Source organism: Candidatus Omnitrophota bacterium (genome assembly GCA_040755155.1).
GTDB lineage: Bacteria > Hinthialibacterota > Hinthialibacteria > Hinthialibacterales > Hinthialibacteraceae > JBFMBP01.
Map to the genome: position 1 here is coordinate 8,431 of JBFMBP010000097.1, position 19,948 is coordinate 28,378.

17 protein-coding genes are annotated in these 19,948 nt (G+C 49.8%); 3 read left to right on the plus strand and 14 right to left on the minus strand.

Going from position 1 to position 19,948, the window contains the following annotated elements:
• The 7 genes from AB1656_14050 to AB1656_14080 form a co-directional block, all read right to left on the minus strand.
• Positions 1 to 932: ABC transporter permease (locus AB1656_14050; GenBank protein ID MEW6236505.1), on the minus strand; the 932-nt coding region annotated here is incomplete at its 3' end.
• Positions 932 to 1,543 (minus strand): ABC transporter permease, encoded by a 612-nt coding sequence (locus AB1656_14055; protein MEW6236506.1) that lies wholly within the window; start codon positions 1,541 to 1,543, stop codon positions 932 to 934. The genes AB1656_14050 and AB1656_14055, both read right to left, overlap by 1 nt.
• Positions 1,536 to 2,231 (minus strand): ABC transporter permease, encoded by a 696-nt coding sequence (locus AB1656_14060; GenBank protein ID MEW6236507.1) that lies wholly within the window; start codon positions 2,229 to 2,231, stop codon positions 1,536 to 1,538. The genes AB1656_14055 and AB1656_14060 overlap by 8 nt, the downstream gene beginning before the upstream one ends.
• Positions 2,228 to 3,154 carry an ABC transporter ATP-binding protein gene (locus AB1656_14065; protein ID MEW6236508.1) on the minus strand — a complete coding sequence of 309 codons (927 nt, stop codon included), beginning with the start codon at positions 3,152 to 3,154 and terminating at the stop codon, positions 2,228 to 2,230. The genes AB1656_14060 and AB1656_14065 overlap by 4 nt, the downstream gene beginning before the upstream one ends.
• Before the next feature lie 550 nt (positions 3,155 to 3,704).
• A complete protein-coding gene (locus tag AB1656_14070) occupies positions 3,705 to 5,153 on the minus strand; it encodes a leucyl aminopeptidase (GenBank protein ID MEW6236509.1) in 1,449 nt (482 codons plus the stop codon).
• 154 nt (positions 5,154 to 5,307) lie between these two features.
• Complete coding sequence (locus tag AB1656_14075) at positions 5,308 to 6,948, minus strand: ATP-binding protein (protein ID MEW6236510.1); 1,641 nt, start codon at positions 6,946 to 6,948, stop codon at positions 5,308 to 5,310.
• A gap of 26 nt (positions 6,949 to 6,974) precedes the next feature.
• Complete coding sequence (locus AB1656_14080) at positions 6,975 to 8,852, minus strand: CHASE4 domain-containing protein (GenBank protein MEW6236511.1); 1,878 nt, start codon at positions 8,850 to 8,852, stop codon at positions 6,975 to 6,977.
• Positions 8,853 to 9,012: 160 nt separating this feature from the next.
• Between AB1656_14080 and AB1656_14085 the strand changes: the two genes are divergently transcribed.
• Complete coding sequence (locus AB1656_14085) at positions 9,013 to 9,582, plus strand: prepilin-type N-terminal cleavage/methylation domain-containing protein (protein MEW6236512.1); 570 nt, start codon at positions 9,013 to 9,015, stop codon at positions 9,580 to 9,582.
• A gap of 75 nt (positions 9,583 to 9,657) precedes the next feature.
• Here AB1656_14085 and AB1656_14090 read toward each other — a convergent pair whose 3' ends face one another.
• Both AB1656_14090 and AB1656_14095 read right to left on the minus strand, forming a co-directional pair.
• A complete protein-coding gene (locus AB1656_14090) occupies positions 9,658 to 10,230 on the minus strand; it encodes a prepilin-type N-terminal cleavage/methylation domain-containing protein (GenBank protein MEW6236513.1) in 573 nt (190 codons plus the stop codon).
• A 90-nt stretch (positions 10,231 to 10,320) separates the two neighbouring features.
• The gene (locus AB1656_14095) at positions 10,321 to 12,573 is read right to left on the minus strand and encodes a hypothetical protein (protein ID MEW6236514.1); all 2,253 of its coding nucleotides are present in this window, start codon (positions 12,571 to 12,573) and stop codon (positions 10,321 to 10,323) included.
• 471 nt (positions 12,574 to 13,044) lie between these two features.
• On the opposite strand from AB1656_14095, the gene AB1656_14100 reads away from it, so the two are divergent.
• A complete protein-coding gene (locus AB1656_14100) occupies positions 13,045 to 13,359 on the plus strand; it encodes a putative quinol monooxygenase (GenBank protein MEW6236515.1) in 315 nt (104 codons plus the stop codon).
• Between the two features lie 333 nt (positions 13,360 to 13,692).
• Here AB1656_14100 and AB1656_14105 read toward each other — a convergent pair whose 3' ends face one another.
• The 3 genes from AB1656_14105 to AB1656_14115 all read right to left on the minus strand — a co-directional run bounded on the left by AB1656_14105 (position 13,693) and on the right by AB1656_14115 (position 15,923).
• Positions 13,693 to 14,229, minus strand: coding sequence for an O-acetyl-ADP-ribose deacetylase (locus AB1656_14105; GenBank protein MEW6236516.1), 537 nt, complete (start codon positions 14,227 to 14,229; stop codon positions 13,693 to 13,695).
• Positions 14,226 to 14,525 (minus strand): BON domain-containing protein, encoded by a 300-nt coding sequence (locus AB1656_14110; protein ID MEW6236517.1) that lies wholly within the window; start codon positions 14,523 to 14,525, stop codon positions 14,226 to 14,228. Before AB1656_14110 ends, AB1656_14105 begins: the two co-directional genes overlap by 4 nt.
• 204 nt (positions 14,526 to 14,729) lie before the next feature.
• Positions 14,730 to 15,923 carry a DegT/DnrJ/EryC1/StrS family aminotransferase gene (locus tag AB1656_14115; protein ID MEW6236518.1) on the minus strand — a complete coding sequence of 398 codons (1,194 nt, stop codon included), beginning with the start codon at positions 15,921 to 15,923 and terminating at the stop codon, positions 14,730 to 14,732.
• A 574-nt stretch (positions 15,924 to 16,497) separates the two neighbouring features.
• Here AB1656_14115 and AB1656_14120 point away from each other — a divergent pair.
• Entirely contained in the window at positions 16,498 to 17,343 is an 846-nt protein-coding gene (locus AB1656_14120; GenBank protein MEW6236519.1) for a hypothetical protein, read from the plus strand.
• A gap of 76 nt (positions 17,344 to 17,419) precedes the next feature.
• Here the strand turns inward: AB1656_14120 and AB1656_14125 are convergent, their stop codons facing one another.
• Both AB1656_14125 and AB1656_14130 read right to left on the minus strand, forming a co-directional pair.
• Entirely contained in the window at positions 17,420 to 18,211 is a 792-nt protein-coding gene (locus AB1656_14125; GenBank protein MEW6236520.1) for a ThuA domain-containing protein, read from the minus strand.
• 127 nt (positions 18,212 to 18,338) lie between these two features.
• Positions 18,339 to 19,931, minus strand: coding sequence for a hypothetical protein (locus AB1656_14130; protein ID MEW6236521.1), 1,593 nt, complete (start codon positions 19,929 to 19,931; stop codon positions 18,339 to 18,341).
• Positions 19,932 to 19,948 lie beyond the last annotated feature (17 nt).

Here is a 19,948-nt window from a genome sequence, read left to right on the forward strand (position 1 = left end):
AAAGCGGAAAGCAGCATCATGGAAAGCATTCCTAAACTGGATATCTGTTGTTCCGTGGAACAGATGGAGCCCGCCAAAAGGCCAAAGGCCCCGCAGAATAATCCCAAACAAAGCAATACGGGAATCAAAGCGAGAGGGTGGTCTCCCAAAGGCACATCGAAAAGATAGTATCCCGCCGCTAAAAGCAGGACGGATTGCAGGGCGGGTTGCAACAAATTCCCCAATATTTTTCCCATGAAGATTTCCGAGGGCGAAACGGGTGCGCACATCAATCGCGCCAATTGCTTTAGCATTCGATCGTGAGTCAAAGTCAACCCCCCCGCCATAATCGTATTCATCATAACGAACATAATCAAATAGCTGGGAAGAGCGAAAGCGAATTTTATGGGCGGCGGCCGCAGAGAAGAATGCTTCTTTTCTTCGATGGTAAGCGGTTGCGGCTTGGCTAAATTCTCTTTGAATTTATCCCGGACGGCGTCCGACCATTCTTGTTCAGCGACGTTGGTTTCAGCCAAGGCGCCGGTAAATTTTACGATGGCGTGAATAAGACGAGCCTGGGCGGCGAGTACACGCTCGGGATCTTCGTTGCCTGGCAGAAACGTCAATTCGATTTTTTTCCCCGCAAGGAGATCTGCCGAAAACGTCGCGGGAATGATTACCGCTTGCGCCCAGTGGTTATTAAATACGGTCTCCGTCGCCGAGCGTACATCGATGGAGTAGCCGTTCGTTCTCAACTGATCGATAAAAAGACGTGATAATTCATGAGGATCGCGATTGAAGATGGGCATCCATGTGGAACGTTGGTTGGGATCGTTGAAAAAGCCCCCGAAAAAGAAGACGAAGCCTAGCGGCATGGCCAGCCACCAAAAAAGAATCATCCGGTTTTTCAGAATCCGGCGCAGATCGTTCAAGGCGATTCGCAAGACGTTCATTACGCCTCTCCTCTCTCCAAACGCCGTTTGAACCAATGCATTCCAGCCATAACGCTTATCAATCCAAAGACGGTTGAATATAGAAACGGAAAGACGATCTTCGTCAGCGGTTCGCTGCGAATAATGGCTTGAATGCCTTGCGCTCCCATTCTGTTAATTGTCCATTGCCCAATGGCTTTCATAAAAACGGGCATCTCCTCGAAAGGAACCATGCCGCCTCCCAGCATGGAAGAAAAAAGGATGACAACGAGGGATATGGCGTCCGCCTGAGTTTTCCTTTTCGCCAAACTGTAAACCAATGACAAAAGGCCCGTGATAGCGAGATTTACGGCTCCCATCACCAAAATCTGGAAAAAGAGATTGCCCCAACTCATTCCGAAGACGAACGTCGTAAATAGAATCAGCAAACCTTCCGATATATAGCAAAGCAAAAAGCAGCGCAGGATTTTGGAAATAACGATTTGATTGACTGTCGTCGGAGAAGTCTGCATCCGCTGTAATGTTTTTTTTTCCTGCTCGCCGTAAATATCCGCCATGGCGTTTTGCGCGATGAACAAAACCCACATCAGCATCATGCCGGGGAACATGTATACGAAGATATTTTCATTCATGGACGTTCTCCAGCGATGGCGATGCGTTTTCGATTTTGGAAACGGAGGCGATATAGTCGTCGGCGGCGATGACGCGGAAAGTGATAATAGGGGGGAAAAAATAGGTTTGTACGCCGCGCATTTTATCCATCGTCTTCTCGAAATTGGCAGTGGCTTCTTCCGTAGTGGGAAAGACGTCTCTATTGATAAAATCTTTCATCGTTTGCAATTCTGGACCGACCAGATTGATGGCTTCGGAAATGCCGACGGCCAACAAATCCGCGCCTTGCTCGACGATTTTAGGCAGTAAGGCCTGGGCGGGATTTTTGTAGAGTTGAATGGCCGCCGTAGCGCCATTGAGCAAATCGCTCGTCATATTTTTCGGCAAGACAAGAAAAGCGGCGGCGCGGCGTTTTTCCAACAAGGCAATTCCATCCTCCACCTTATCGACGAGACGCAATTGAATCTGTTGGTTGGCGTCTCCCTGTGAACTTATCGATCGCAGCATCCCGGAAAAAAAACTGTCGTCTTCATCCATGATGGCGATGGGAACCGTGATTCTCTTCGCCATCTTTTCTCCTGAGCCGCCGAACATAATGGAAATGATCGATCCCATCAGGAGAGGAATGGAGATCATGATGAGCGTTCCCCACGGATGCTTCCAATCCCGTAATAGGTCTTTTTTGAGAAGGGATAGAACGATATTCAATCTCGCAACTCTCTTCCGGTCAATTTGAGAAATACATTTTCCAGAGTAGGTTTCTGCACGGATAAATCGGCGATTTCGACGCCGGCTTCGCTCAATTTCTGCACTAAGGCGGCGACGTGGAAGCCATCCGGAGGCAGATTAAGAATCGCCGTTCCATCCGTCAGGTTTACGTAAGAGATCGGTTCGTTTTGCAGGGCGGTTTTAAAATGAATCGCCGTAAACTGTCCGTGAATAGAGACGATGTCCCCATCCCCCACCACTTTCGCCAACTCGTCCACGGAACCGGTCGCGAGGATTTTTCCATGATCCATGATGGCGATGCGTTGGCAGAGGGCTTCCGCTTCTTCGAGATGATGGGTGGTGAAGAGAATCGTGGTTCCAGACTGAGCGATTTCGCGGATCAGATTCAATACATTGTTTCTCGCTTGCGGATCGATGCCGACGGTCGGTTCGTCCAACAAGACGATTTTAGGATTATGGACCAAACCAATGGCCAGATTTAAACGCCGCTTCATGCCGCCGGAATATTTGGAAACGGGATCGTTGGCCCGGTCGGACAAGCCCACGCGATCCAACCATTGTTCGATATTGGCTTTTAACTCTGCGTGAGCAAGGCCATACAGGCCGCCCCAAAAGCGTAGATTTTCCCGCGCCGTCAACTCTTCATAGATGGCCAGGTCTTGCGGAACCAGTCCCATAATGCGCTTGGCGGCAATGGGCGTTTGCCATACGTCGAACTCGTCGGCGAGAATGCGTCCGGAGTCAGGCTTTAACAAACCGGAGATCATAGAAAGGGTTGTAGTTTTCCCAGCGCCGTTCGGTCCCACAAAGCCGAACAATTCCCCTTCGTTAACTTGGAAGGAGATATCGTTCACCGCACGCAGGCTTCCATAACTTTTGCAAAGGCGTTCGACTTCGATCATGGATTCGGCCTTTTAGTTTGGAATGAGTAAAAATCCAATTCTTTTTTCTGAATAAGGGTAAAGCAGGCGTCTCGCCTGCAACAAAAAGACAGGCGAGACGCCTATTTTACCCTCTATATTCCTCACTCATGTTACGCTCAATAGATAATTATAGGAATCTCTTACTCTCGTCGATTGAATCACGAAGACGCGAAATGAAAAGAAAAACACGAAAAAGGAAACCTATCATAAACCCACCGTTGAAACGGCGGGCTATTTTCGTTTGCCCCTTTAAAGGGGCATTTGATAATAACCCAGCCTTTCAAGGCTGGGAGAAGAAATTTCGCAGAATACGAGCCTCTTCGCGTTTTCTCGATTTGAAAGAGACATACTCGTGGAAACCTCGACGCCTCTCTTGAACGATTTTTCCGATGACGCGACAGTACAGGCTGCGTAATATGAGCTTATACAATAAAACATCTTCTTCGATTGAACTTTTCCCTTTTCAATGATTTACCAATAATCAATTTTTAATACGCCTATGGATGGAATTTCGTTGCATTATTTTTTTTTATCGGGATAGAAATTCCGTAAACAAGCGCACTCCCGCGCCCGATGCGCCTACTTTAAAGTAAGCGAGGTCTTTCTCCAGCGTTCCGGTTCCGCCGATGTCCAGATGCGCCCATTTTTGCGATTCCGAATCGCATTGGGCGAATTGGCGCAGAAACTCGCCGCCCGATATCGATCCGGCGCAGCTGGGTTGGCCGATATTTTTAATGTCGGCGAATTGGCTTTTAACGTGTTCCTGCAGTTCGGGATAAATGGGCAGCCGCCAGGCGCGGTCGTCCGTGGCTTCCGCCGCCGCCAACAGTTGGTTCGCCAGATTGTCGTCGGAGGTCATCAAGCCGGTATATTCGTAACCCAAAGCGACGACGACGGCGCCCGTCAGCGTGGCGATGTCGATGAGGGCGTCCGGCTTGTAGTTTCGCGCCATGTAGCTAAGAGCGTCGGCCAGCACTAGCCGCCCCTCGGCGTCCGTGTTGAGGATTTCCACGCTCTTGCCGCAATAGCCGACGACGACGTCGCCCGGTTTGTAGGCTTTGGGGCCGATGGCGTTTTCCGCCAGGCCGCAGACGAAATAGACGTTGCGCCTCAAGTTGAGTTGCAGGGCGTTGCGCAGCGTTCCGATCACCGCCGCCGCGCCGCACATATCCAACCGCATATCCACCATGCTGGCCGTGGTTTTAAGGTTAAGGCCGCCGGAATCGAAGGTGATGCCTTTGCCGACAAGGGCGGTGAAAGGATCGCCGTCCTTTCCGCCCTTGTAGGAAACAATGATAAGTTTCGGTTCTTTGGCGCTGCCCTGATTGACGGCAAGGTGAAGTCGCAGACCTTTTTCTTCCAATTCTTTTCGATTCAATATTTTCACCATACATCGGGGATCGTCTTTAACGATGTCGAGTATGGCTTTTTCCAAATAGAGGGAATCGGCTGCATCGGCGTTTTCGTTGCCCAAATCTCTCGCCAAATTGACGCCATCGCAAACGGCCGCTTCTCTTTCCGCCATCTCAGCATACGGCGTATCGATCAGAATTTCCAGGCTGGAATAATCGGCTTCGTCTTCCTTTTGGGCGATGTACTTATTCCATTTATATAAACCCAGCTTGGCGCCGTCGACGATGGCTTTGATATGGGCTTCCGAATCCCATAACGGGATAAGTCCAACGGGCTTATTTACGTCGAGATGCTTGCTTTGCAGAGCGTTTTTGGCAATCAGTCCCATTTTGCGCATGTTGACGGCTTCGCGCTTATCGCCCAATCCCGCAAGCAGGCAGACTTTTTCGCCTTTAATCAAAGGGACGAGTTCGTCTTTTTTGCCGGAGAATTTCTTGGCGAAGACGGCTTCGACCGCAAGCCGTTGCAGCTCCGCGTCGGGGATGGCGAAGGTCTGCGTTTGGGGGACGAACAAAATGAATTGAACGAGTGAACCAGGCAAAGGCCTCAACGCCGATATTTTCATGGATGGGAATCCTTTCCGATACTTTTCAAGGGAATTCAATCTTGTTTATGGTTGCATCCATTTCCTTGCGGGCAAAGAGAGAGAGAGATACATACCGCCATGAGACAATGGGGAGGGTTGTAAAGGAAAAATAGGTTGACTCCATAGAATCCATTTACTTCTTAACAGGGAAGAGTACGCGGACGGATGTTCCTTTCGCCGGATCGCTTTCAATATGGATGCAAGCCTGATGGCGCCGCACGATGCCTTCGACGACGCATAAACCCATACCCCGGCAGGCGTCTTTCATAGAAAAATAGGGTTCAAATAAACGGGATTTAGTCATATCGTCCATTCCGCAGCCCTGGTCGGAAACATCCAGAAAGACAAAAAAACCTTCCGATTTATTCTCTCCCAACCGGCAAGCCGAAAGATATTCAAGATCGGCGTACATCAAACCGGTGCGCACCGTTACGTCGCCTCTTCCCTCAACGAGAGATTCGCAAGCGTTGAGAACGAGGTTGGTCAATAATTGATTGATCTGCATGGGGCTTCCATAGATAAGAGGAAGTTTTTTTTCGAGAGCGTATTCGATATTTCCGCCATACAGATTGCAAAAATCTAAAAATTGGGATATATCGGCGATTTGGCTGGAGAGGTTGAAAGATTGGAAGAGATCCGTATTCTCGCCGGAGTACAATCCCCATTCTTCCGTAAGAGTCATGGCGTTCATGGCGGCGATCTCAATTTTTTCCAAGAAAGGCCGGGAAAGAGAATTCAAAGGAATGATGGTTAAGGCCGCATTGGCCTCATGCAAGATTTCGGAGGCGGTTTTCCCAAAATTGAGCAAGAACTTCGAGGCGATAAAATTCAGATTATCATGATACATAGCGGATGATTTCTGCAATCCATCCGTCGCGTTTTCTCTGGATTGAGTGATGTCATGGAAGAGGCCGAATTCGCCGATAACGTTATTCAGGCTATCTTTCACTTGCACAGCGACGTTCGCCAACCAGCGGAATTCGCCGTTTTGGGCGCGAATCCGGCAGTCCGCCCGCCATCCCGCGCCATCTTCGGAGTGAAATCTCTGTTTCGCTTCTTCCAACGTCAGGTTCTTGGCTTCACCCAACAGGACGATTTCTTCCGTTATCAGATCGAGAAGTTCCGGCGTGAATTCGTTGGCGCGATAACCCGTCAACTCCTCGATGGAGGAGGAAAGGAAATCGTATTGGTTCGTAATGTAATTCAGCAAATAGGGCGCGATGCCCGCTTTCTCTTCCGCCTGAAGGTAAAATTGAGCGCTTTTGCGGGATACTTCCCCCGTCCGCCATTTCGTTCCCAATGCAGAAGCGAATCGCTCGATCTCTTCGGGATGAAAAGGCTTGCGGAGATAGAACAATTTGTCGGACGGCGGCGCCACACGTACGATGTCTTTGGGATCCATGTCGGAATAAGCGGTGACGATGACGATCTCCATGAAGGGATCGATGCGGCGGATTCTTCCCGCCACGGTAACGCCGTCCGGTCCCGGCGGCATACGCACATCGATGAAGGCGACGGCGAAAGGATTTTGCTCTTCGATCGCCGTTTGCACGGCGCTCAGGGCTTCTTCTCCATTGCGGCATAACGACAAATCGAATCGCAGGGACGCTTCTTGCGGTTGGCTTTTCCCAAAAAGACGGGATTCCAACTCGTCCATTCGAGACGAATTGGCGCCGGCTTCCTTCTGTGGACAGAGAATTTGTTGAAAAGAATTAAGGATGTCTTGTTCGTCGTCGACGACGAGAATGCGCAATCGATTGTCCGGCGTAATCATGTTGAGCTCTCCCGATGCAAGAAATATTATCCGTTTTTCGGTATCAAAAGATGAACGCTGGCTCCCAAACCTTTTCCTTTGCTTTCCGCATAAATTCGTCCCTTCAAGGATAATATTGTATTCGCGCACCAATGGAGTCCAAGGCCGGACGATGGTTTTTCTTTAGAACTGAATCCTCTTTCGAAGAGGCGAGGTAAATTTTCTGGAGCGATTCCTTCGCCGTTGTCGGCGAAGATCAGATGCAGCATTTCAACGCCGTCCTGATTTTCGGATCGGGCGGAGATGGAGAGACGGCCATTGGCGTTCGTCCGTTGGATAGATTCCGCCGCGTTTCTTACGATGTTGGAAAGCACTTGGACGAAGGATATCCGATGAATTTTTATTGAATCCGCTTCCTGTAGGCTTCGATCCAAATCGAGGATGAAGAATTTCCGGAGATCGTCGGGAATGAACGTCATTGATTCGTTGACCAATTCCATCAAACTCAACGTCTCCGCCGGTTTTTCGGCGCGGCTGAATTTATCTTGATCAGAGAGAATTTCTTCGATCTTTTTAATATGCCCCAAAATCTCTTCTAAGCGATTTTCTTGATTCCGCACCAATCCGATGATGTTTTTGCCGCCAAGGCGGATAAACTCGCTAAGGTCCTTTTCCCGATCTGGCGGAATATGGTTCGCATCCAACTCGCTGTGAGCCTTTTCTAGGCGATGAAGAGGCGATTTTTGAATACCCTGGCGCAGGGCTTCGATTTTTACGGTTATGGGACTCATGGCGTTGCGGATGTTATGCAGAACGCCAGACGCCATTTCCGCCATACCTACATAATAGGATTGATCCATCAAATTTCTCCGCGCCTCGGCTAAATGGCCGACCATTTGGTTGAATTCCTGCGTCAGAAGGCCGATTTCGTCCCGGCGGTTCGTTTCGAGCCGTGCGGCGAGGTCGCCGCTGCGTCCGATGCTCGTCGCGTGATTCGCCAATTGGCCGAGCGGTTTGACGACGGTTCGGTTGAGCCATTGCCATATAATAATCAAGACGGCAAGCGCGGCGGCCAGCAGGGAGAATAGAGCGAAACTGAGAGAAGCTCGGCCTTTTTGGCTAATCGTACGAGGAATATCAGCCCTTAACAGTAAAGCGGGATTTTTTTGAATATCGGAATAAGACGTATAAATCCATAAGAAATCGGCGTTTCGTTCTAGAACATAATAGGGATTTTGAGGCGTAAGGAAATTAGGAATGTCTTTCGCTTCCACCGGCGCCTGGTTTTCCCGAATCGGCCAGAGTTGAAGATCGACGCGCGTTTGTTCTCGGATAGTTTCGATGATTGAAGCCGTAAGCAGACGTCCCATAATCAAAGTTCCCTTGATGGGGCCTTCATCTTTACTTGTGATAATCGGACGCGAAGCAATCAAACAGGGGCCGGCTTGGGTCATATAGATTCCCGTAAAAGCGCTGTCTAGGTCTTTATGGCCGAGCAACGGATGGCTTGAAGGCCATTGCCCGGTGGGAAACTCGGCGATTTCTATCGGTTCTTCCGTCTCCAAATCGATGATTTTTCCAAATACGACTTTTCCCTCGTTATTGAAGATGTAAATAAGATTGGTGCGGCTATCGGTAAACGTCGGCGTATTTAAATTGGATTGGAGATATTCCTTATTCGCGTCTTCTACGAATCGATAGGTATCGTCCCAGGCGGCCCAATCGTAAGCATACAAATCGAGATGATGAATTTCGCGATCCAAGGCTCCGGCGCAGCGATCGATGTCTTGTTGCGCTTCGTTCCGCTCCAGGTTGAGGAAACTGGGATAGAGGATGGATTTTTGTATTCCATAAACAATAACGGCAAATAAAACTAAAGTAGATAAGACAATAACGGAAATTCGGGTTCTTAGGGATGCGCGCATAAAATGCTCTCCTTCAGATAGTGAACCAATTATATCTAAAAAAGCGGGGAAGTCTTGATGAAAAAGGAATTTCCCCTTTTCTTTCTTTAATTTCTTCGTTACCTTGGCGCTTGTGGAGAGAAATGAGCGGCGATTGAGAATGGTGGAGTGAAATAAAAAAATGAAAATAAATAACCACGCCTTTACATTAATCGAACTGCTGATTGTCGTGGCGATTATCGGCGTGCTCGCCGCTATTGCCGTACCCAATTTCTTGAATGCGCAAATCCGGGCTAAAGTATCCAAAACCGTGGGCGAGATGCGCAATTTCGTAACCGCCCAGGAGATGTACCGGCTGGATTGCAACAGCTATCCGCCGCATTTCCATACGCCCTGGCAGAACAAATTTCTTACAACCCCTATTTCCTATGTTGCTTCCATGCCCAGAGACATTTTCCTTTCTTCCAAAAATCCCGATCAGCGGTCATGGGTTCTGACATACGGCGGTTATCACCGCGAACCGATCTACAATCCCGACGGCTCTATCATGCACGATCCGGTTTATCGGCTGCAAAACAATCCCGCCGACGTCGAGCGAGCCAAAGCGGGCAAACCCCATGCTTATGAATTATGGAGCGTTGGCCCCAATCAACGGCTCGATTACGACGATTTCGGCGCTCGAGGCTTTCTTTATTACGATGCCAGCAACGGCACGCTCAGCATTGGGGATATTGTTTGGGTAAGACCGTAAAAGCGCTGTTACAGTAAGATAGATAAAAAGCCCCCAAGGATACGCCTAAACCGGGATTCTTGGGGGCTTTTTCTATTAGCGGGGGAATGCGACGTTGCCATCGCTGACTACGCCGTTTGTAGGATCGTAGCCGTAAGTATAGGGCCAATCGACTTCGAGGGCGAAGCCGTTCTCTTTGCTGCTGATATCCGAATCGGGACCGCGTCCTTGGAAGCAATAGACCCAATTCTGCGGCCGGCGGGGATCCGCCATATTGTCCCGATAGACGTTGCGTCCTTCCTGATAAAAATATTTGCCTTCGCCTTTGGGATCGAAATAGGCTTCGTAGAAATCCTCCTGCGCCGTCTTCTTGCGGCTGAAGAAGGGGTCCGAAGGGATGGAGGCGATATAGGCGATCGGCGTCGTCAATACTTTGGAAAGCCCCCAGCTGTTCGTCGGACCGTCGAAGCCGACGGGGGGATAGGCGCCGCGGTCGATCTGATACATCTCCAAAGCGCTTTGGCAGGCTTTCATATCCGCCAAACATCGCGCATATTTCGCCCGGACTTGGGCGTTGAGAAAGTTGGGGACGGCGATGGCGGCTAAGATGCCGATGATGGCGACTACGATAAGCAGCTCGATTAAGGTAAAGGCATTTTTATCGCGCATGATGATTTCCTTACATCTCTATTGGGGAGGAGAATGGAGAAGGGGCGAAACGTTTTCGCCCCTTCTCGCAGCAATTCGCAATAAAACGAATTAGTTCAACATCCAGTCATCGATTCCCGCCGCCGTGGGGCCGGTTTTGAGATTGTCGAAGCGGGCGTGATTGATATTCATGAGGTCAGCCAGGCCATCGCTGAAGCAGGCGCGATAATGGAGACCCGCCGGTCCGAAGGGGAATTCTTCGTCATCCGTTTCGGCGATCTTCTTGCCGTCGACGAAGAACGTAATATGGTTGTTAAGGCATTCGATGCGGAAGCGATGCCAACCGCTGTCGGCGATCGTTACTTTACCGTACTCCGTAGCGAAGCCTTCCATGCGGGTTTTCGCGTGCGCTTTGTCGTTGGAGGGGCCGTATTTGCGGGCCGCGATGTCGCCGGTGTCGGTCTCGAAGGAGATGGCGTAGCCGCCGGAATTGCGGTAGGCGTTAGTGTCGGCGTAAGCGTCTAGCGCCGGTTTGCCGGGATCGTAGATGCTGCAATGGACGCCCAACGAAATGCGGTCGAAGCCAGAGCCTAGAGGAATATCATAACGCACGTCGCAGTAGGCGTCGACTTCCACGAAGTAGTTCGCATCCGTATTGCGTCCGAACGCCAACATATCCCAGCCGTAGCTCGAGCCGACTTCCAAGGCGAATTTGGGACTGGACGCGCCCGCCTGCGAGTTTGGCTGAATGGCGAAAAGCGTCGCTTGTCCGCCCGCCGCGTCGGGGAATGCTACGTCGTAGGTCTTGTCCACCGTAACGTCCATAATGGGACGAACGTCGCCCGCTTGCGCATCAAACCATTCCCGCGCTCCCCGATAGACGATGGAAGCGTTCAATCCGCTTTCATCGAACTGATCCTGAAGTGCGGTTTTTTCCAAGGCGTTGTAGGCGCTGGGAGCGCCCGTGAAATCTTGGGTGTACGAATCGTTGAAGAGAGTGAGCGTTTCGGCGTTCGGCGTGAAATCATAATCCTTCAAAATCGGAATCAGGCGATATTGCTTGCCTTGAGACAGATCGGAGAACAAGTATACGCCGTCAGGGCCTGTTGTGGCGTCTTTCATGGAGGTTTGATCGATGGCGTAGACGGTCACTCCTTCCAATGGCGCATCGCCTTCCATAATAGTTCCCGTCACCGTAGCGGCCGCCGTTTGGCTGACGAATTGAATATCGTCGACGTAGAACTGCGCCACTTGATTGACGGCGTCGCCAACCATCATCAGACCGATCGATACGATATCTCCTTTGTTCGCATCGGGCGCGTCCGTGCCGTATCCGGCGTCCCATTCCTCTTCGCTGAAGGAAGAAAGAGAAAGCGTGAGTTTTTGCCAGGAAGGATTGGTAACGTAATCGTTGGGCAACGCGAAACGAAGCGCTCTACCCGTGCTGTCGTAAAGGAAGACGGTAAAGATCGTTTGGCCGGGAACGACGTCCGCATCGCCATAGAACATGAAGTCCACCGCCGAATAGCTGGAGAGGTTCAGAGGTCCTTCCGGAATCGTCTTTTTAAGGATGTTGTGCCACCATTTTTCCGGCATATCCACATCCATGAAGAGACATTTAGAGCCTTGAGGCGCATTGCTTTGATCGAGGTAGGCGAAAAGTCCATCCGGTCCGCCCGCCTTGGTATAAGGCCAGGCGTCCTTTAGATCGAAATCGTCGGCGTAGCTTTCGAAATCGTCGATGAGGAGATTTTCCGGCTTTTCTTTGAATACGATGTTGTCCACGTAGAACTGGGCAAGCTGGTTGACGTCGTCGGTTACGACCATCAAACCGATAGCGATGATGTCCGACTTGTCAGCGTCGGGCGCATCCGTGCCGTATCCTGCGTCCCACTCTTCCTGGCTGAAGGAATCGATGGACAACGTTACCTTCTGCCATGCCGGATTGGTAACGTACTCCGCTGGCAAACCGAAGCGCATAGCTCGGCCTACGCTGTCATAGAGAAAGACCGTAAAGGAGACTTTTCCCGGAACGACATCCGCATCGCCGAAGAACATGAATTGAACGGAAAGGTATTTGGAGACGTCCAGCGGGGCGTTGTCCAATTCCTTGCGTTCGGTGTTGTACCACCACTTTTCCGCCATATCCACGTCCATGAAAAGGCACTTCGACCCATCCGGCGGATTGTTCTGGTCGTCCAAATAGATGAAAAGGCCTTGCGGTCCGCCCGCCCGGGAATATTTCCAGGCGTCTTGTAAAGCGAAATCGTCGGCGTAACCCTCGAAGCTATCGACGACGATATCCTGAGCGCAGGCGATGCCGGCGAACAGGGCCATCATGAGGAGATAAATAGATCGTCGCATAAAAAAAACCTCCGTAGAATGAAAATAGCGCAGTTTTTCGCGCGCCTTATTCCTTGGCGAAGTATAAAATTCATTTGCCTTGACGAACTTCACGCTTCGTCCAATTTATAAAAAACAACGAAAAACTACTTGTAATCATTGAAAAAATTATCTTGTCATTTCTTATTAAAATATAATAAATCTTAATTCTTCCGTCAGAAGGAAATTAAAAATAACCGGGAAATCTCCTTATTTTCTTCAACGAATGGATTCACGCGTAAAAAACAGATTCATTATAAAGAATTCAAAAAAAGGATGCTATCAGGCAATCAACCAATTTATCTATGGAAGAATCCCCGATAGAAAAAGATGCGGTATTAAGGTTCGATGGATCGGGAAGGCGGGCGTCTTTGGCGAACTCGTTCGACGGATGATGCTCATTATCCCCTAAACATAACAAGAGACATTAACTTCGAAGAAGGAGAATTCGCTATGTACGTTGTTTGCGTTACCGTCCATGTTGTTCCTGGCTATGCGGAGGATTTTATCGCCGCCACGATGATCAACGCCAAACAAACCCGGCTTGAACCGGGAAACGTCCGTTTCGACGTTCTTCGGGCGATAGATGACGAAAACCGTTTTTTTCTTTATGAAGTTTATAAATCTCCGAACGATTTCGTTGCGCATCAACAAACCAACCATTACCTCCTTTGGCGGGAAGCCGTCCAGGATTGGATGGCGGAAAAGCGCCAAGGCGTCAAGCATGTCAACCTTTATCCCAACGATGACGAATGGATATTGGAATGATGAATGGGGAATTTGCTCAATACAAAAAAAGAGGCGGTCGCGATGACCGCCTCTTGCGATTAGGCTTGATGAAGGATTATTAACTCACGTTACGCAACCAGTTCTGTCGCGTCATCGGAAAAAAACGTTTAAGAATGGCGTTGATGTTTCCACGATGATGTCTTTTTCGAATCGCGAAAACGTAAAAAGGGTCGAATTCCGCGAAATTTCTTCTCCCAGCCTTGAAAGGCTGGGCTATTATCAAATGCCCCTTTAAAGGGGCAAACGGCAATAGCCCGCCGTTTCAACGGCGGGTTCGTGGAGGGATTCATTTTCCATCGCGCGTAACATAAGTTATTGTTCCCAAATTTTTTTCATCGCCTTAGCGTAGGCTTCGTAAGTTCTTTCGTCGTACAGAACGAAAACGGCGTAAACAATCTCGGCGCGTTCCTCCAAGAAGCGTCCGACGGTTCGCAAGGCGATTTCGGCTGCTTCATTGACGGGATAACCGTAAGCGCCCGTACTGATCGAAGGAAAAGCGATGGTTTTAATTCCATTTCCGGCGGCGATCTCAAGGCTGCGGCGATAGCAGCTGGCAAGAAGCGCAGGCTCGTTTTTACCTTCCTGGCCGTAAATCGGTCCTACCGTATGGATGACGCATCTCGCTGGGAGGTTGCCGCCCGTGGTGATCTTCGCATCGCCCGTATCGCAACCGCCGAGCCGCCGGCATTCTTCTAAAATGCTAGGACCGCCTGCGCGATGAATGGCTCCGTCCACGCCGCCGCCGCCTAAAAGGGTGCGATTAGCGGCATTTACGATGGCATCCGTCGTTTCGAGGACGATATCGCCTTGCCGCAATTCCAGGACGTTTTGACCAAGGACTTGCTTCATTTCACTTCGGCAAAACTTTTTACGTCTTTAACGCCGGGCGTGGCGGTGATGATGCTCAGGGCTTTTTCTTTATCCGCCGCCGTCGCCAGTTCGCCATCGAGGTTGACGACGCCTTTTTTCACGAAAATGTCCAATTTGAAAGGCCCGGCGGGTCCTGTGGGCGCTTCCAATTGGCTCTTAATCTGATCCGCGAGAGATTGATCGCTGGCGACCTTCTTCGAAGTCGAAGCGCAACCGATCGAGGCAATGCAGAAAAGACCGATAATGACGACTGCTAAGAGACGTTGATGTTTCATTTCATCCTCCATAAGAATGAGCGTTTTCCGCGTTTCTCTCTTCTAAGAAGAGAGTATAATGTCAGGATATGATACGTATGCTTGGCTTATCTGGCAAGACGAGAAATAATATCCAATCCATTTTGCGCGTTTTTTAATTCTTTTTCTTTCCAGAACTCCAATATTCACTTATTTCTACGTCGATTTCGTCAGAAAAGCCGCGCATCAATCCGAAAAGGTGAAGTTAACCGCTTTGGCGTGCGAATGAATCCTCTCGATCGCGGCGCAGACGATTTCCACTTCGTCGTCTTTCATATCGGAAAAAAGCGGAAGACTCAACGCGTGACTTTCCAGGTAAAGGGAATTCTTCAGACGCGCATCGGCGTCTTTATCCGCAAAGGAGCGAAAGGCCGTCATCTGGTGCAGGATCGGCGAATAATAGATGCGGGTTTGGATGTCTTCAGCCAAGAGCGCTCCCGCCAGGCGGCGTTGGGTAAGTCCGAATTCCGTTTCATCGACGACGATGGAAAAATCCTTATAAGAAGATCGGTCGTTTTCGGCGATTTTCTGAAAAGAAAGGCCGGGAATCCGTCCAAGACGCTCCCTATACAATTTCACCGCTTGATTGCGTCTTTGAGAGGCTTCTCCCAATTTTTTGAAGGAGGAAAGAGCCAATATGGCATGCAATTCGCTCATGCGGGCGTTGATGCCAGGAAAGAGACAATCGTAGTTTCCAGGATTGGCGTAATTGCGTCCCAGGCGGACATGGCGAGCGATATCGTCGTCATTCGTCGCGACGATTCCCCCTTCGGCGGCGATGGTGAGTTTCGTCGGAGAAAGGCTGAAGACCTCCACGGATCCGAATCCGCCAAGAGGCTTCGAATCGCGCCAGGAGCCTAAACCATGCGCCGAATCGAAAAACAACCGCAATCCGCGCCGATCCGCAAGCCTCTGCAAATCCTCAATGGGAGCGGGATTGCCGAATTGATGCACGCCTAAAATGGCGGACGTATTCGCCGTAATCGCCTCTTCCGCCGATTGGGGATCGATGTTCATGGTCAAAACGTCCACATCCGCAAAACGAAGTTTCAGCCGATTCCAAACCAGCCCCAGCCCGGAGGCGATGAACGTAAAACTGGGCAGAACGACTTCCGAGCCTTCGGGCAAGCCAAGCGCTTGAATCGCCAGCATAAGACCCGTCGTGCAGCTGGAAACCGCTACGGCGTTTTTCACGCCCATGTAATGGGCCATCTCTTCGCCCAACTGTTCCGCATACGGCCCTGTCGTCACCATGCCGCTGGTCAACGCTTCTTCGATTTTCTCGCTTATTTCGTTCAAAGGAGGAAGAGAGGGACGCACAAAAGGAATTCTGTGGGGAGAAATAATATCCCCGCCAAGAATCGCTGGCCGATTATCCATAGAACTTACGCCTTTTCCTTAAAATATGAGATAAGTATTATATGGGATGTTATCTCCATTATGGAATGGGAATAACGGGAATAAGAAAAAAAACGAGTTTCCAACAAAAAATGCCATTACTCCTCCCCCAAGTTTAGGAGTAGTTTGGAGCGAGTTAATATAAGCCTAATAAAATCAATGTATATCAAACTTCACTTGCGTTTGGAGGAAGAAATAAAAATTCGATATTATCATTTTTGCATGAACCTCAAACGTCTTTTCATTATCCGTCTTGCAATCGCTTCTTCCAATAAAAACTTATAAACCTTATAATTAAGCCGATATAATATAGTTAGATTTTTGGTGTGGAGACCTCTACTAATAACGCAAGATGAGGATAAAATTGAAAAGAAAATTACGTAAAAAAATAAAAATTATTACGTAACGCGTTGATGCAAATAAGGTTTTACCGTTTCATAATCGATGCGATCTTCCGATGTTATCGTTAAATCAAGCATCAATGTCGGATAGGGATTATGTTTTGATTTTCTTCTGAGGATGGCGGGCGCATCTTGAACGGTTTATTGAAAAAACAATGAAAACCAAATCAAAACTAACCCAAGAAGAAATCATGCAACGCCTTCAAACGGCGAGTGCAGCGGACGAATTGGCAAAAATCAGGAAAGACATGAACAATTCGCCCCGAACATTCGCCGAAATGGGGCCGGGCGTCGTTCCATTGGAAAATCTCAGCGGCATTGGTCAATCGGAAGACCAAATCTACGAGGATTTGTGCAAATTGCTTAACGATTTTCTCATCAAATTAGGCGATATGGTTTTTTCTCTAGACAAGAAAGACCAATTTTTTCCAAAATCGAAAATCGTTCATTTGGTAAAAATCTTGAAAAGCGCCAACATGGAAATGGAGGCGCGGTCGATCTTGGATATTTTCAAAGATCGAGTTAAACAAAAAAACGACGGGAAAATGCCGACGATCAAAGAAAAAGTCGGCATGTTCGGCAAAACAACGGAACGTACCATGAAGTTGGAAGAGATCGCTTCCCATTTTGAGATCGAAGAAGATCTTCCTCCCAGCGAAGTTAAGCCATTGGGCGCCCACGGTACGAAAAACGGCATATTGATCCATCTGGGCAACATTCTATTGCAAAGCGAAGATGTCTTGGACCCATTAAAAAAAGGAGCGAGAAAAACCCTTGGCCTCTTTTTAAAGGCGGCGGGATTGATCAATACAGCGGCCCAAAATCCCCCGGAAAAATATTTTCTCGCCTGCCTCTTTACTCCCGATTCCATACAACCCAAATCGCGCAACGATAAAGACGGCTTAGCCAAATTCCGCACCGTTCTCAAAAAGGGCATCCAATTTTTGGAAGACAGAATGGAGGCGAAGAAAAAGAGTCCTCCTCAACCCGTAAAAAAATAAATCCCTTCCCACGAAAAAAGAGGCGGAAAATCCGCCTCTTTTTCTAATCGTTGACTCCATTGAAATCGCCGAACCATCAATCCAGCCTTTTGGCGGCCCACTTGATGCCTTTCACGATCAATTCCTGAAATTTGGGATTGGTCCATACGTCTTCGCGGTGGCCCATGGCCGTACAGAAAACGCGGCCCTGGCCGATTTCGTCTAGCCAGGCAATGGGATAGGGATCGCGCTGCTTGTATTCATCCTGTTTCATCGACTTGGTATCGAGGACAATTAAAGGCTTCAACGTTTTGGTTACATCCGTGAAGATGTACCATTCGTCTAAAATCGTCCATTCGGGATCGAGGTGGGAAGTAATGGGATGCTTCTGGACGAGCAGCTTGGCTTCCTCTTGGTTTTTATGCGTGAGAAATACGCCGCCAGCGATTTCGCGATAGGGTTCGTAAATAGATTTGCCGCCGCTTTGGAAAGTGTCGGCCGCCGTGTGCATTCCAGCAAAGCCGCCGCCGTCCTTCACCCACTTAACAAAGGCGTCGCGTCCCGCTTCGGACATCGCCGCGCCGCCGTCTTTACTGGGTTGGCAGAGATCGCCCGTCGTGTACCATTGTACAACGTCGAAGCATTTCAATTGTTGCTCGTTAATCATGCCTGCGTCTTTAGTTACGACGAGGGCAAAGTTGTTCTTCTCGGCCAGATCGAGCATGACTTTTTCCGATAAGCCCAGTTCTCCTTTTTCCCGATGTATGACGGAATGTTCGAATCCCGAAGACTTCGTCAAGTAAAGTACGCGGATCGGTTTTTCGGCGGCGAACGACGGCGCCGCCGCCATCAGAAAACATAAGGCGGTTACGACGATTCGTAATTTCATATTCTGCAATCCTCCCTTTTCTTTTTATATTGCGCGCGGACAGCGAACCGTCCGCGGCATGGTTTAAGCGCTTTATCCTACACGGAAGTTCCGGCAAGTTCAAACCGCCAGGATCGGCAAGCAGGAATTACTCCAACGCCGTCATTTTCTTTTTTCCCCAATAAATGCAAAATCCATTCGCGGCGCTCCACCCCGCCAACCATAGCAACAAGCGTACATCTCCAAAAGGAATAAGGGCGTCCGGCGATTCCAAAAGGCCGCGCAAGGCGAGATAGACCAGGCTGCCCGTTTGCGACAAAGCCAGGATCATATAAATAAACGCCCCTTTTCCCAAAGATACTTCCAATAAATGGCGATATTGGAAGCAGGGAAAGACGAATCCCAAGCTCACGGCCATAACGCCCAATTGCAGAGTGAGGAGGAAGCCGTATCCGGCGCACCAGGCGTATAAGCTAGGACTCAAATGCAATATCCATCCCGACGTCAACAACAAAAGCAGGCTAAGAGCCATAACAGGCGGAATCGAAAACAGCGATTTCTGCAATAGGCGCTGACAGGAAGTGGCGGGAGAAGCGAGGGGAAGCCATGCCGCTCGTCCTTCGCGGCTGGCGGCGGGAAACAAAAAACGCGCTCCTACGGCGGAAACGATCAGACCGATCAGTCCCACATTGGCCGCCGCGAAGAACGGAGCGAGTTCTTGAGTTTCACGCGGAAGAAAAGCGAGGTTGAGGAGATAAAGCGCCGCCAGGGGCGGCATCATGAACAACTGCGTCCAGACGGCGGGATCGCGGCGCAGAATCAGCCAATCTTTCCACATCATAATCCAAAAAGCCCGCGATCCGGGAATCCATCGCCATCGCATCCCGATTTTCGAACCGGCGTCCCGCACTGAAGGATCGTTGGACTCGCGGCTTTTCCACCATCCCGCCATGTAGAGAAGGCGGCCAAATAGCAATACGAAAAACAGAGAGGCGAACGCTGCACACGTTCCCAGCGCCAGGAACGGCGCGTTGCCTTTCGCGTTCAATAACCAAGGCGCAACGGCCTGAGCGAACCAGGCGCCGGGCGCATAGTCCAGCCAATCTTGGGAACCGTTATGCAAATATTGCATAAGCGGGCTGGATAAGGGATCGTCGCTCCATAGCGTTTCCAAATGTAAAAAACGCAATCCCGCGATTAGAAATACCGCCAAGCTCAAGCCCATAATGGCGATGGTTTGATGCAGCCGTTTGGCGGGAAAAAAGCGCATAAGCAGCATTGCCGCTGCAACGCCCAAACTGACGGCTAAGGAGGCCAGCGCGAGCAGCGCTATAAGATAGGTTCCATAAAACGCCAAGCCTAGCGAGAAGAAGCGCCCAGCGGCGGCCATCGGCGGCAAGGCAAGTAAAACGAATGTCGATCCGCTGCGGACGATGGTCTCGAACCATTTTGCGATCAGAATGGCGCTGCGGCGAACGGGAGCGGCTAAAAGCAACGGGAGATCGTCCGCCAGGTAAAAAGCCGAAAACGCCGTCAGCAAGCTGGAATACATTAAAAAGGCGAATAGAAACGATCCTACGATGGATAAGAGACGCGGCAACGCCAGCGTATACCCCAACGGGACGCGGCCCAATACGGAAAGAAAGCGTGAAAATAATGCGTATTCCGACCACCCTACTCCAACTGCAAAGCTGGTTAAAATTACGCCCTTCAAAACGCCGTCCAACGTTATTCTCCGCAAACGGTTTCGTCCTTGCC